Origin of the sequence: Enterobacter sp. MGH 24 (assembly GCF_000493015.1) — a bacterium.
GTDB lineage: Bacteria > Pseudomonadota > Gammaproteobacteria > Enterobacterales > Enterobacteriaceae > Enterobacter.
In genome coordinates, this window is record NZ_KI535657.1 from 1,018,060 (window position 1) to 1,032,004 (window position 13,945).

General features: G+C 60.1%; 14 protein-coding genes. 4 read left to right on the forward strand and 10 right to left on the reverse strand.

Annotated elements, in window-relative coordinates; all coding sequences use genetic code 11:
* Positions 1–5 precede the first annotated feature (5 nt).
* Together kefB and kefG are read right to left on the reverse strand one after the other, a co-directional pair.
* Positions 6–1,811 carry a glutathione-regulated potassium-efflux system protein KefB gene (kefB, locus tag L370_RS16880; RefSeq protein ID WP_023333675.1) on the reverse strand — a complete coding sequence of 602 codons (1,806 nt, stop codon included), beginning with the start codon at positions 1,809–1,811 and terminating at the stop codon, positions 6–8.
* Positions 1,811–2,365, reverse strand: a complete 555-nt coding sequence (gene kefG / locus L370_RS16875; protein ID WP_021242220.1) for a glutathione-regulated potassium-efflux system ancillary protein KefG — start codon at positions 2,363–2,365, stop codon at positions 1,811–1,813. Before kefG ends, kefB begins: the two co-directional genes overlap by 1 nt.
* Positions 2,366–2,500: 135 nt before the next feature.
* On the opposite strand from kefG, the gene L370_RS16870 reads away from it, so the two are divergent.
* Complete coding sequence (locus L370_RS16870; RefSeq protein WP_023333676.1) at positions 2,501–4,405, forward strand: ABC transporter ATP-binding protein; 1,905 nt, start codon at positions 2,501–2,503, stop codon at positions 4,403–4,405.
* Between the two features lie 15 nt (positions 4,406–4,420).
* Positions 4,421–5,353, forward strand: a complete 933-nt coding sequence (locus L370_RS16865; protein WP_023333677.1) for a LysR family transcriptional regulator — start codon at positions 4,421–4,423, stop codon at positions 5,351–5,353.
* 60 nt (positions 5,354–5,413) lie between these two features.
* Here the strand turns inward: L370_RS16865 and mdcH are convergent, their stop codons facing one another.
* The 8 genes from mdcH to mdcA form a co-directional block, all read right to left on the reverse strand.
* On the reverse strand, positions 5,414–6,310 hold the full coding sequence (gene mdcH / locus L370_RS16860; RefSeq protein ID WP_023333678.1) for a malonate decarboxylase subunit epsilon: 897 nt from the start codon (positions 6,308–6,310) through the stop codon (positions 5,414–5,416).
* Complete coding sequence (locus tag L370_RS16855) at positions 6,310–6,927, reverse strand: malonate decarboxylase holo-ACP synthase (protein ID WP_023333679.1); 618 nt, start codon at positions 6,925–6,927, stop codon at positions 6,310–6,312. The genes mdcH and L370_RS16855 overlap by 1 nt, the downstream gene beginning before the upstream one ends.
* A 2-nt stretch (positions 6,928–6,929) precedes the next feature.
* Entirely contained in the window at positions 6,930–7,889 is a 960-nt protein-coding gene (locus tag L370_RS16850; RefSeq protein WP_023333680.1) for an AEC family transporter, read from the reverse strand.
* Between the two features lie 128 nt (positions 7,890–8,017).
* A complete protein-coding gene (gene mdcE, locus L370_RS16845) occupies positions 8,018–8,818 on the reverse strand; it encodes a biotin-independent malonate decarboxylase subunit gamma (RefSeq protein ID WP_032641130.1) in 801 nt (266 codons plus the stop codon).
* Positions 8,818–9,651, reverse strand: a complete 834-nt coding sequence (locus tag L370_RS16840; RefSeq protein ID WP_023333682.1) for a biotin-independent malonate decarboxylase subunit beta — start codon at positions 9,649–9,651, stop codon at positions 8,818–8,820. Before L370_RS16840 ends, mdcE begins: the two co-directional genes overlap by 1 nt.
* Positions 9,644–9,943, reverse strand: a complete 300-nt coding sequence (gene mdcC / locus L370_RS16835) for a malonate decarboxylase acyl carrier protein (protein WP_023333683.1) — start codon at positions 9,941–9,943, stop codon at positions 9,644–9,646. The genes L370_RS16840 and mdcC overlap by 8 nt, the downstream gene beginning before the upstream one ends.
* Positions 9,944–9,952: 9 nt before the next feature.
* Entirely contained in the window at positions 9,953–10,810 is an 858-nt protein-coding gene (locus L370_RS16830) for a triphosphoribosyl-dephospho-CoA synthase (protein WP_023333684.1), read from the reverse strand.
* A complete protein-coding gene (mdcA, locus tag L370_RS16825; RefSeq protein ID WP_010436323.1) occupies positions 10,810–12,465 on the reverse strand; it encodes a malonate decarboxylase subunit alpha in 1,656 nt (551 codons plus the stop codon). The genes L370_RS16830 and mdcA overlap by 1 nt, the downstream gene beginning before the upstream one ends.
* Positions 12,466–12,693: 228 nt before the next feature.
* Between mdcA and L370_RS16820 the strand changes: the two genes are divergently transcribed.
* Together L370_RS16820 and L370_RS16815 are read left to right on the forward strand one after the other, a co-directional pair.
* Positions 12,694–13,716 (forward strand): hydrolase, encoded by a 1,023-nt coding sequence (locus tag L370_RS16820; RefSeq protein WP_032666548.1) that lies wholly within the window; start codon positions 12,694–12,696, stop codon positions 13,714–13,716.
* Positions 13,713–13,931 carry a YheU family protein gene (locus L370_RS16815; protein WP_008503016.1) on the forward strand — a complete coding sequence of 73 codons (219 nt, stop codon included), beginning with the start codon at positions 13,713–13,715 and terminating at the stop codon, positions 13,929–13,931. The genes L370_RS16820 and L370_RS16815 overlap by 4 nt, the downstream gene beginning before the upstream one ends.
* Positions 13,932–13,945: the final 14 nt, after the last annotated feature.

Sequence of the window (13,945 nt, forward strand, 5' to 3'; positions counted from 1 at the left end):
ACCCTTTATTCAAATTCATCCCAGCCATCAAGCTGGCGTCGTTCCTGCTGCATCTCTCGCTGGAAGATCTCCTCCAGCTCGCGACGCGCTTCCCGCACGCGGGAGATCTGCGCCGTATCGGTATGAACCGGCATCAGCTCGCGCAACATCCGCATATCCAGCCGGCGGAAGTGCATTTGGGCGCGCTGCGCCTGATGCGGATGCATGCCGAGCGAGATCAGCGCCTTGCGGCCCAGCTCCAGCGCACTGGAGAACGTCTCACGGGAGAAGTGTTTCACACCCGCCTGCAACAATTCGTGAGCTTCAACACGTCCCCGCGCACGCGCCAGAATATGCAGATGCGGGAAATGCTGCTGGCACAGTTCCACCAGCTTCATCGTGTCTTCCGGATCGTTACAGGTAATCACGATGGACTCTGCCGCTTCCGCCCCCGCCGAGCGCAACAGCTCGAGCTGGGTCGCGTCGCCGAAGTAAACCTTATAGCCATATTTGCGCATCAGGTTGACCGCGCTGATGTCACGCTCCAGCACCGTAATGCGCATTTTGTTCGCCATCAACAGGCGTCCAATCACCTGTCCGAAGCGGCCAAAGCCCACCACAATCACCTGCGGCTTGTCGTCTTCCACCCACGGCGCTTCGTCTTCATCGTCAGCTGGATTCAGGCGACGCGACAGCAGTTTATCCACCAGCTTCATCAGCAGCGGCGTGGTCATCATAGACAGCGTGACCGTCACCAGCAAAAGCGCCATCTGATCGTCTTTAAACAGCTTCTGGGAGGAGGCGGTCGAGAACAGCACAAACGCGAACTCGCCCCCCTGGCTTAACACGCTGGCAAACTGCATGCGTTCCGAACTGCGCAGCCCGTAGATACGTGACATGACGTACAGCACCAGCATCTTCACCGCCACCAGGATGGCGACGCTCACGACCACCCACAGCAGATGGGTATAGAGCACGCCAAGGTTGAGCGCCATCCCCACCGAAATAAAGAACAGGCCTAACAGCAGCCCTTTGAAGGGATCGATGGCAATTTCCAGCTCGTGACGATACTCACTCTCCGCCAGCAGCACCCCGGCGATGAAGGTCCCGAGCGCCATTGACAGCCCCAGGGCGTCCATAAATAACGCCGATCCCAGCACCAGTAGCAGCGTCGCGGCGGTAAACACCTCGCGAACGCCCGACGCGGCGATAAAGCGGAACACGGGACGTAACAGGAAACGTCCGCCAATCAGCATGCCCGCGAAGGCCAGCACCTTCATGGCGATTTTAGCCCAGTCGAAATGATCGTCCCCGGAGCCCGCCAGCAGCGGCACCAGCGCCAGCGCCGGGATCACTGCCAAATCCTGGAACAGCAGTACCGAAAAGCCCAGCTGACCGGCTTCGTTACGGTTCATCCCTTTGTCGCGCATCAGCTGCAGCGCCATCGCCGTGGAGGACATCGCGAGGCCTATCCCGCCAATCACCGCCGCCTGCCAGGAAAACTGCGTCAACATGAGCAGCCCGCCCAGAATCGCGGCGCTAAACAGCACCTGCGCGGCGCCCACGCCAAAGATAGAGCGTCGGAGCTGCCACAATTTCGAAGGATTCAGCTCCAGGCCGATGATGAACATCAGGAACACCACGCCCAGCTCGGAGAAATGGAGAATCTCATCGACATCGCTGATGAATCCCAGCCCCCAGGGGCCAATCGCGATCCCCGCAAGCAGATACCCCAGCACCGCGCCGATACCAATCCGTGCAGCAAGCGGCACCGCGACGACGGCCGCAAATAAAAACAGCACCCCGGCGAGGAGCAAATTCGATCCTTCCATTAACGACCTCCTGCCGGAATCGGTGACGCCAGCCATTCACCGTAGGCTCTGGCGTGGCTTGCCAGCTCTTTCGGATCCTGTCGCCGCGCCCAGTAGACAATAATCGGGCTCATCCAGTGCATACGGCACATCGCCGCCGTCAGCTCGAAGGGCCGCAGAATGTCGCTCATCGGATAGCGGTTCAGCCCGTCGTGGCGATAAGCGCTTTCGGGTTCACCGGTGGTGATCACACTACGCCAGTACTTTCCCGCCAGCTGGTTTCCCCCCACCCCGCTGGAGAAGCCCCGGCTCAGCACGCGGTCCAGCCACTCTTTGAGCAGCGCCGGACAGCTGTAGGTATAAAGCGGATGCTGGAACACAATCACGTCGTGCTGACGCAGCAGCTCCTGCTCGTAAGGGATATCAATAAAGAAATCAGGATAGTGCGCATAGAGATCGTGCACCGTCACGTTGCTGAGCTGTGTAGCCGGCTTAAGCAGCACCCGGTTTGCCACCGAGTCCTGAGATTCCGGATGGGCATACAGCAGCAGCACTTTTGCTGTCTGAGACATCATTCCCCTCCCGGTCTTGTTTCTGTTTTTGTGTATCGTTGTTGTTTTGGGCTACCATGGCGGCCCGGTGCGGAAAATGGCCCACACCTTACATTATCATAATGACAAATTAACATAGTCGGAACATACGGCGCTTCTATGATTGTTTTCTCCTCGTTACAAATTCGTCGCGGCGTGCGCGTCCTGCTGGATAACGCCACTGCTACCATCAACCCGGGCCAAAAAGTGGGCCTGGTCGGCAAAAACGGCTGCGGTAAATCCACCCTGCTGGCGCTGCTGAAAAACGAGATTAGCGCGGATGGCGGTAACTTTACCTTCCCGGGAAACTGGCAGCTCGCCTGGGTAAACCAGGAGACGCCTGCGCTGAGTGAGCCGGCGCTCGACTATGTTATCGACGGCGACCGTGAATACCGCAAGCTCGAGGCAGAACTCAACGCCGCGAACGAGCGCAACGACGGTCACGCCATCGCCACCGTTCACGGCAAGCTGGACGCCATCGACGCCTGGACCATTCGCTCCCGCGCCTCCAGCCTGCTGCACGGCCTGGGCTTCAGCAATGAACAGCTGGAACGCCCGGTCAGCGACTTCTCCGGCGGCTGGCGTATGCGCCTCAACCTGGCGCAGGCGCTGATCTGCCGCTCTGACCTGCTGCTGCTCGATGAACCGACCAACCACCTCGATCTTGATGCCGTTATTTGGCTGGAGAAGTGGCTCAAGAGCTATCAGGGCACTCTGATTCTGATTTCCCACGACCGCGACTTCCTTGACCCGGTGGTGGATAAAATCATTCATATCGAACAGCAAACGATGTTCGAGTACACCGGCAACTACAGCTCCTTCGAGCGCCAGCGCGCGACGCGTCTTGCCCAGCAGCAGTCCATGTACGAAAGCCAGCAGCAGCGCGTGGCGCACCTGCAGAGCTTCGTGGATCGCTTTAAGGCTAAAGCGTCAAAAGCCAAGCAGGCCCAGAGCCGCATCAAGATGCTGGAACGCATGGAGATGATCGCCCCGGCGCACGTGGATAACCCGTTCCACTTCAGCTTCCGCGAGCCGGAGAGCCTGCCAAACCCGCTCCTGAAGATGGAAAAAGTGAGCGCGGGCTATGCCGACCGCATTATTCTCGACTCCATCAAGCTCAACCTGGTCCCGGGTTCACGTATCGGCCTGCTGGGACGCAACGGTGCCGGTAAATCGACGCTGATCAAACTGCTGGCGGGCGAGCTTAACCCGGTCAGCGGTGAAATCGGCCTGGCGAAGGGCATCAAGCTGGGCTACTTCGCCCAGCATCAGCTGGAATTTTTACGCGCGGATGAATCGCCGATTCAGCACCTCGCGCGTCTGGCGCCGCAGGAGATGGAGCAAAAGTTGCGCGACTACCTCGGCGGCTTCGGCTTCCAGGGCGATAAGGTCACTGAAAACACCGAGCGTTTCTCCGGCGGTGAAAAAGCCCGTCTGGTGCTGGCGCTGATCGTCTGGCAGCGTCCGAACCTGCTGCTGCTCGATGAACCGACCAACCACCTGGATCTCGACATGCGTCAGGCGCTGACCGAAGCGCTGATTGAGTTTGAAGGCGCGCTGGTTGTGGTTTCGCACGACCGTCACCTGATCCGCTCCACCACGGACGATCTCTACTTAGTTCACGACGGCAAAGTCGAACCGTTCGACGGCGATCTGGAGGACTACCAGCAGTGGCTGACGGACGTGCAGAAGCAGGAAAACCAGCCGGAAGAGTCCGCGAAAGATAACGCCAACAGCGCGCAGGCGCGTAAAGACCAGAAGCGACGTGAAGCGGAACTACGCACCCAGACGCAGCCGCTGCGTAAAGAAATTGCCCGTCTCGAAAAAGAGATGGAAAAGCTCAACGCCACGCTGGCTATCGTTGAAGAGAAGCTCGGCGACAGCGGCCTGTATGACCAGAGCCGCAAGGCTGAGCTGACGGACTGCCTGCAAACGCAGGCGAAAACCAAGTCCAGCCTCGAAGAGTGCGAGATGGCATGGCTCGACGCGCAGGAACAGCTGGAAGCGATGCTGCAGGCCGACTAACACGCCGGGAGGGTTATGCGTTTCGATATCACGAGCGAGATTACGTTCCGCAAGCTCAGCATCTTCATGACGTTTATGGAGAAAGGGAATATCGCGCGTACCGCCGAAACTCTGGGCCTGAGCGGCGTGAGCGTTCACCGTGCGCTACACACGCTGGAAGAGAACGTGCGCTGCCCGCTCTTTACCCACAAGGGGCGCAACCTGATAGCCCTGCCTTCCGCCTGGACGCTGCTGGAATATTGCCAGGAGGTGATGCAGGTGATGGAGCGCGGGCTGGAAGAATCCCGCAAAATTGCCGGAATCGGCCAGGGGCGGCTGCGCGTGGGCACGCTCTACTCCCTGACACTGGAAACCGTGCCGCGCCTGATTATGGGCATGAAGCTGCGCCGTCCGGATCTGGAGATGGATCTGACGATGGGCTCCAACGACACCCTGCTGCACATGCTGGATGAAGGCTCGCTGGACGCGATTCTTATCTCCATCTCCGAAAGCGATATCGATCGCAACAGCCTTGAGGTTCTGCCGCTGTTCCATGACGATATCTTCCTTGCCGCACCGGCTTCCGCCACGCTAAATACCCACGGGCCAGCGGATCTCCGCGATTACAAAGATGAGAAATTTGTCGCGCTTGCAGAAGGCTTTGCGACCTACGCCGGGTTCCAGGAAGCGTTCCATATCGCCGGGTTTGAACCAGAGATTGTTACCCGGGTGAACGACATTTTCTCAATGCTCAGCCTGGTGCAGGCGGGCGTCGGCTTTACGCTGATGCCGGGAAGGATGAAGAAGGTCTACGAGAATTCGGTGCAGCTGTTAAAGCTGGCGGAGCCGTACCAGATGCAGCAGCTGATCGCGATTGTCTTTGCCCGCAACCGCGAGCAGGATCCGAGCCTGCGGGCATTAGCCGCCGAAGGGCGAATGTATGCGCGCAGCCTGCAGGAAAGTGCGTGATACAAAACAAGACAACAGAACCCGTAGGCCCGGTAAGCGCAGCGCCATCGGGCAAAAAACTCACGCGCGAAGCCGACCCGCCAGATGCACCGCCACGTCCACCCCGCTGCGCTCCAGCGAAAGGGTCTCTCCTTCCCACAAAGCCTGTCGCGTCAGACAGGTCAGTACGCCGCCGGGCGGCATTTCAATCGCCAGCCGGGCTTCACGCTCGTTAGCGGAAATCACCGCTTCCTGCCAGCGCACGGTTCGCGCCATATTCATTGCGAGATCGTCAGCGATTTTCTCCGGCTGCCAGAGCACGCGGCCGGTACTGCCGCTAAGGTACGCGCAGCGTGGACGAGCCAGCGTGACGGACTCAAATGCCGCCGCCAGCTTTTGTGCCGGTTCCGCCAGCAGTTCGCAGTGGGACGGCACGCTGACCGCCAGCCGCCTGGCCTTGTTCGCCCCTTTTGCCAGCGCGCGTGCCGCCACCTGCGCCATCCCGTCATCGCTTCCGGCAATCACGATCTGCGTTTCAGCGTTCAGGTTGGCAATATAGGTTCCGGTGCCTTCAATCAGCGTTTCCACCTGCGGCAGAGTTAAGCCCATAATCGCGGTCAGGCCGTAGCCGTGCGGGTACGCTTGCTCCATCAGATCGCCGCGAAGTGCCACCAGCCTCAGCGCGTCCGAAAAGTCCAGCGCGCCTGCGATAACCGCCGCCGGATAAGCGCCGATGGACAGCCCGCTGACGATATCCGGCGTCACGCCGCGACGCTCAAGCTCGCGCCCCCAGGCCACACCAGCAATCAGCAGCGAAAGCTGAACCGCGCGGGTATGGGTTAACGCGTCGGCGCCGTCCAGCGTATCCACTTCGGTGCCCAGCACCTCACGCGCCTGAGCCAGTTCCGATCCCGGCAGGTTTTGCAGCATGCCTTCATGCTGCGTGCCCTGTCCCGGAAAGGTAAACAGTATTTTCATCACTCCTCCCTGCGCCACGGATCCGCCACCAGGCGCGGTCCGCGGCGGGTTTTCAGCAACGTTTTGCCGTCGCGCAGCCACTCCGCCAGCGCAAAGCCGCCCTCGGGGGTATCCACCTGCGTATCCGCCCGGCACAGTGCGCGGCTCAGCTGCGACTGCCATGCGGTAAAAGCATCGGGGGAAATCGGCTCAGGGGCGCGGATCAGCAGATCGAGATCGCTGTCGGCATGGATCACCGGAATGCCGGTCGCCAGGGCATAGCCGGTGCTGCCGGTAATGCCCCACGTCCACGGCCACGCCTGCTGCGCCAGCTGCAGCGCCACCTGAACCGGCGGCTGGGTCACAAACGGTGAGCGCAGCAGATCGGCGGTGGCGCACAGCTCTTCAGGCGACACCACGCGCTTCACGCTTTCCGGCTTCACCCATCCGGCCGCCCGCTGGTCGCGGCGCAATCCGCGCACGCCAACGGGAATACGGCCTTCATTATCAACATCACGCCGCACCACCACCGGCAGGCCGATATGCCATGCCGCCTCCACCCAGGATTCGGTGATGCCTTCCAGCACGTCGCGCGCGGTAAGCCAGATGAGGTCGTGCGGGCGTAATGTTGTGCTCATGATTACATTCCTGAAGTCAGCGAGATAAACAGCGGCAGCGACAGGATACACAGTACGGAGCTTAAGAGCAGCACGGCTTCAGCATCCGGCGACTGCACGCCAAAGCGGTTACCGAACACCACGCCGAAGAAGCCCGCGGAGAGCGCAATCATCAGGATAGCGGTGATCGCCACGGAGCCGTGCAGACCGAAGATCAGCACGATACCCCAGGCAATCGCTGGCTGAATCAGCAGCTTGGCGATGGTTGAGGTGATCACCATGGTGTTGATCTGCAGCTTACGGGCAGAGAGGATCACCCCGGTCAGGAACAGCGCCGCAGCGGTCGCCGACAGCCCCAGCGGTTTAATCGCCGCAAGCACCAGCTCCGGCATTTTGATCCCGATGGCAGAAAGAATCACGCCCAGCAGCGGGCCCATCACGATCGGTTTTTTAATGGAACGCCACATCAGCACCGGCAGCATGGAGAGCGTTGAGCCGGAATTATTCCCCTCAGCGCGCGCTTTCTCACGCTCCAGAATCAGCAGGCAGAACGGGGTCATCAGCACCGAACCGCAGGCAATAGAGACCGCAACGGAAAGCGACGTGGACGATCCCTCACCCAGCACGCTGCCCAGAATCGGCAGGCCCAGCGCCGCGTAGTTCGGTAAGGCTACCGTCAGGGTCAGCACGGCCGCGTCCTGCGGGGATTTCTTAAAGACTTTAGTCGCGAGGAAGTAGATGACCGCATAGGTGATCCACATTGCCAGCGTCAGCACCAGAATCAGCGGTGACTGCGCCACGATGCCGGTCCACGGCGTTTGCACGGTGGCGCTAAACAGCGCGGCAGGGAGTGCAAAATCCATCACGAAGATATTGAGCAGGGAAACGTTTTTGTTATCGACCATCTTTGCCTTACCGGCCCAGAATCCCAGCAGCATGATGACGAAAATCGGTGCAAGAGCATGAACAATTACGTAAGTCATAAATCACCTGTAGTAAAAAAAGTTTTAGCACTGGTGCGATGTTTATTATTTTTCAGGATGCAGGCTTCCACGCGGGCGCAGCGGGCGCGCCCACGGGGGTTTGCATCTCTGGCAGGTCTTTTTTTTACTTACCAGCTGGCTCGCATACGTTCGCGTACGAGCGCCGAGCTGCGGCGGTTGTCAGCACCCAGACGGTTTTTCAGCGTGGTGTCCTGACGAGCATCGCTGATGGCCTGTTGCAGAGTGGTTTTCACCTGCGCCAGATCGTGATCGGATGGGGCATCCGGGTTGCTGATGTCCAGCAGGCTGGCGAGCAGCCCCAGCGTCGCATAGTTGCTGATGTCATACGCCATTGGCGGAATGGTCGCCGCCAGCTTTTCCAGCGCCTCGACGGTACGCAGCGTAATGCGCGCCGCAGACTCTTTGCCCATCGCGTGGATCAGCACGCCTTTGTCGTTAAAGGCGATCAGGCGGTTGGCCTGGTAGCCGTGCGCCAGGAACGCGCCGGACATCGCCTTGCCGACGATCAGGCCAATCACCGGATGACCGGCCAGCCGCGCGTTCGCATAGGCAGCAGCGGCTCCTGCCAGCGCCTGATGGATACCGAACGCCTCTTCGCGACGGCCATAGGCCTGACTTGGGACGTCAATCACCGCCACAATCGGGCGTTTGACCGGCTTATCTGCGTCAGCGGCGATGGTTTCGCTGACCACTTTCGCCAGCGTCCAGCCTTCCAGCAGGCCGACCTCACCTTTCGCCGCGCGCGGGAAGTGGTTGTTGGCATCCGGCACCACGGCGACAAAGCGCACCGCTTCACCGTTCAGCTCGCCGTCTGCCGCCTGCACGGACGGGCACAGCCCTTCGATACGTTTGGCATTCGGGGCGAGGGTTTCCAGCCAGAGCTCGCCACGGCTTTTTGAATTACTCATCATTTCACCTCCCGGGCAAAAAGCGCGTTAATCTGTTCGGCATCGGCCTGTTTGCGGGTGTCGAAATTCGTTAAACGGTTCAGGTAATCGTCGTAGTTGTCGGTACGATGTTTCGCGGGAACGCCTTTCGCAATCGCGTCGTTCATCGCCTGTTTCACCGCGTTGATACCGTCGCCGACGAGCGCATCCACCAGCCCGCTTTGATAGCGCACTTCGCCGCCGGTCATGCTCCAGATAAATGGACGATCGCGGGAGTCGTACTCTTCGATGCCCGCTTCCTGCTCGATAACCTGCGGGCCGTTAAGGCCAAGACGCGCTTCGCGGGTCACGATCAGGTAGCTGCAGAGCGCCGCAGCGATGGACATCCCGCCGAAGCAGCCCACGGTCCCGGCCACAATCCCGATGACGGGCGTGTAGCGACGCAGGTCTACAATCGCAGCGTGGATATCGGCAATCGCCGCCAGGCCGAGGTTCGCCTCCTGCAGGCGCACGCCGCCGGTTTCGAGGCACAGCACCGCCTGAGTCGGAATGCCGTTGCGGTTATCTTCCGCCGCCAGCTCCAGCGCCGCCGCCATTTTGGCTCCGGACACCTCACCCATGCTGCCGCCCTGGAACGCACCTTCAATCGCGACGACGACCGCAGGCTGACCGTTGATGGTGCCTTTTGCGACGACCATGCCGTCATCGGCCTGCGGGACAATGCCCTGCGGCCCAAGCCACGGAGAGATAATGCCTTCAAACGGATCCAGCAGTTCGCGGTAGCTGCCGTCATCCAGCAGGGCCTGCGCGCGCTGGCGCGCTTTTAGTTCGATAAAGCTGCTGTCATCACGCATGGCTCACCCCCTCAAAAACCTGTTCGATGCGAATGCGGGCCACGCCCGGCGTCGCGCCGAAATCATGAATGGTCAGTTTGCCTGCCGGCAGGCTGCTGACCGTCTGCAGGCGGTTGAACAGCGCCTCCCAGCGGCTACGGCTGTTGTCGACTGAGGTGGTGATATCAATGGTTAACGTCTGGCCCGGTTCCGCGGTGAAGAGCACCTCCATATCCCCGGAGCCGACGACGCCCGCCAGCGTCCTGCCGCTTAACGCGCGGCTGGCTGGCACGGTCAATGTGATTTTTTCCATAACTTCCTCTTAATGCTTTGAATAAGGCGATTCGACGCGGTCAAGAAACAGCGTGGCGGCAAGCAGATCGGCGGCGCCGCCCGGTGACGCGTTAAGCGCCAGCATCTGACGGTCTAAGTTCGCCAGCGCCTGCTGGCCCGCAGCCGTTGCACAGCCTCCGGCGTTCAGTACCGCACGGGCACCGCTCTGCATGGCGTCCAGCCCCTCCATGCCGGCGCGCGACAGCACGCAGGTATCGGTGAGCGAGGTCATGATCGCCATCAGCGCGTCGAGCCGGGCCTGCGTTTCGCTGCTGCCGTTTAGCCGGCTGAGACGAAGCTGCGGCAGCGCGCGCTGCATAACGTGCGGAAACGCCTGCTGGGCTTCTTCTCTGGCACCCGGCACGCGGTAGCGGTGCGTGGCGCGCAGGCCTTTACTGAATACCTTCGGCGCCGCATCGTCCGGCAGTTTTGCCAGCTGCGCGGCGGTGCGGGCGACGTCTTGCGCCCTGGCATCACCGCCCAGCATCGCTACCGCGCTGACCAGCAATCCCAGCGCCCAGATCGCGCCACGATGGGTATTCACCCCGTCGGTAGCGGCCATCATCTGCTGCTCGCCTTCGCGGCCAAGACGGCCAACGGTTTGCCGAAGCGCAATGTCTGCCGGCCGCTGCCAGCTCTGCTGCGCCAGCGCCTGAAACGTGGGGGTCAGGCTGTGCGCGGAGCGCTCCATCAGCGCAAGGGATAAATCGTGGTGCGCGCCGTTCCCCCGACTGTCCACCAGACCGGGTTTCGGGCTTAAACGTGCTTCGTCAATCAGACACTGCGTGGCGGTTCGCGCCAGCCATTCGGCACCGCCTTCAACCTGAATCTGGGGCAGAAGTTTCATTACCAGCTCCGGAATTTCGCAGGTGGGTTATACAGACCGCCGGACCACTCGACGAGGTCAGACACGCTGCCCGCTGCCAACAGAGAGCGGGTGGCGTCGGTGCGGCGGATCCCCATATCTTCCGGGTAGACCACTTTGCCGCTCTGACGCAGTTCCGCCACGCGCTTCGCATCAACGCCCAGACCGATGTCGGTGATACCGGCGACGGCGGCGACCATGGCACGACGCTCTTCCAGATCTTTGGCGCGATAGAGGTAAGCAATCCCCTCTTCCGTCAGCACGTGGGTCACGTCATCGCCGTAAATCATCACCGGTGCCAGCGGCATGCCGGAGGCTTTCGCCACGTCAACGGCATCAAGTTTTTCCACGAAGGTTGGCTTCACGCCCGCCTGGAAGGTTTCCACCATCTGCACGACGAGTTTTTTACCGCGCTGCATTGGGTCCGGCTCGGTGATCATGTTCAGCCAGGCCGGGGTGGCGTGGCGACGACCGTGCGGGTCATGGCCCATGTTTGGCGCACCGCCGAAGCCGGAAAGACGACCGCGGGTCACGGTTGAGGAGTTGGCGTAACCGTCAACCTGCAGCGTAGAGCCGATGAACATATCCACCGCGTACTGGCCTGCCAGCTGGCAGAAGGCGCGGTTGGAACGCATCGAGCCGTCGGCACCGGTAAAGAAGACGTCCGGACGGGCGCGGATGTACTCTTCCATCCCCAGCTCGCCGCCGAAGCAGTGCACGCTTTCCACCCAGCCGCTTTCAATGGCAGGGATCAGCGTCGGATGCGGGTTCAGCGTCCAGTGCTTACAGATTTTGCCCTTCAGGCCAAGCTGTTCGCCGTAGGTGGGCAGCAGCAGCTCAATCGCAGCGGTGTTAAAGCCGATCCCGTGGTTCAGGGACTGCACCTGGTGTTCCGCGTAGATGCCTTTGATCGCCATCATCGCCATCAGGATATGTTCCTGTTTGATCAGGCGCGGGTCGCGGGTGAACAGCGGTTCGATAAAGAACGGTTTGTCCGCAACAACCACGTAGTCGATCCAGGAGCCCGGAATATCCACGCGCGGCAGATCGCACTCGTCGTCCACCAGCTCGTTCACCTGCGCGATGACGATGCCGTCGTGGAACGCGGCGGCTTCCACCAGCGCCGGGGTATCTTCGGTACTCGCCCCGGTGTAGAGGTTGCCTTTGCGGTCGGCTTTAAAACCGGCAATCAGCGCCACGTTTGGCGAAAGGTCGACGTAGAGGCGTGAGTAAAGTTCGATGTAGGTGTGAATCGCACCGATTTCGAGCTGACCGTCTTCCAGCAGCTGCGAAATACGCAGGCTTTGCGTCCCGGAGAAGGAGAAGTCCAGCTTGCGGGCAATGCCTTTCTCGAAGATATCCAGATGCTCGCTGCGGCCGACGCTCGGCATGATCATATGCAGGTCGTGGACAATTTGCGGGTTCACTTCGGCCAGCGAGCGGGAAAGGAAATCCGCCTGCTTCTGGTTGTTACCTTCCAGAACGACCTTGTCGCCAGGCGCGATTAATTTTTCCAGCATGGCGACAAGATCGCCGGTTGGCAGTACCTTGCCCTGCACCGGTACGGAGGCCAGACGACGCGCTTTTTCGCTACGTCGCGTGTTCCATTGCCGGGTGGGTGTTTGCCCAGATAACATTATTAACCTCCTGATTCAGCTAATCATTTTGATTTGCTTAACGTTGAGTAAAGTGTGCGCTCTGGTGAGAAAGGCATCAATTAAGCGTAGAGCGGAATCATTAGCCTGAGAGTAATAATCAAGGTAAAGATTTGTGATCGGGATCAGTTCATGTTTCGGAAAACCAGGCTAAACGGGGTACAATTCGGAAAGTACCGTAAATTTCTGACAAGAATCAGCATCGCCCTTATGACCCAAATCATTCCATCAGGCTTCGACATTGCGGCCGAAGACAGCACTGAGTTCGTGCCCATGCGCGGCGTGGCTAACCCCCACCTGCAGACCATGCTGCCGCGACTGATCCGCCGCAAGGTTCAGTTCACCCCACACTGGCAACGGCTTGACCTGCCAGACGGTGATTTTCTGGATCTCGCCTGGAGCGAAGCGCCGGAACAGGCCCGCCATAAGCCGCGTCTGGTGGTCTTTCACGGTCTGGAAGGCAGCCTGCACAGCCCGTATGCGCATGGATTAATTGAGGCGGCAAAAGCGCGCGGCTGGCTCGGCGTGGTGATGCATTTTCGCGGCTGCAGCGGCGAACCGAATCGTCAGAAACGCATTTATCACTCGGGTGAAACCGAAGACGGGACGTGGTTTTTACACTGGCTGCGGGACAACTTTGGCACCGTGCCCACCGCCGCGGTGGGCTACTCGCTGGGCGGAAATATGCTGGCCTGTCTGCTGGCCAAGGAGGGTGAAAGCGTCCCGCTGGATGCCGCCGTCATTGTCTCCGCGCCGTTTATGCTGGAGCAGTGCAGCTACCACATGGATAAAGGCTTTTCCCGCGTCTATCAGCGCTACCTGCTCAACCTGCTGAAGGCCAACGCGGCGCGTAAGCTGAAGGCCTACCCGGATACCCTGCCAGTCAGCCTGCGCCAGCTGAAAAAGGTGCGCCGTATTCGCGAGTTCGACGACCTGATCACCGCGAAAATCCACGGCTTCGCCGATGCGATTGACTATTATCGTCAGTGCAGCGCCATGCCGCTGCTCAGCAAGATCACGCAGCCGACGCTGATTATTCATGCCAAAGATGACCCGTTTATGGATCATCACTCTATCCCCTCTCAGGAATTCCTGCCCGACAACGTTCACTATCAGTTGACCGAGCACGGCGGCCACGTCGGGTTTATCGGCGGCACGCTGCGCCGCCCGAAAATGTGGCTTGAGGCGCGCATTCCTGACTGGCTGACTCCTTATCTGGAGGGTGCAAAATGATTATTCCCTGGCAGGATCTGGCTCCCGAAACGCTCGATAATCTGATTGAAAGCTTTGTATTACGTGAAGGCACCGATTATGGTGAACAGGAACGCTCGCTTGAGCAAAAGGTCAACGATGTAAAGCGCCAGCTAAAAAGCGGCGACGTGGTGCTGGTGTGGTCAGAACTGCATGAGACGGTCAATATCATGCCCCGCAACGCGTTTCACGGCTGATCTTCCACCCTTTT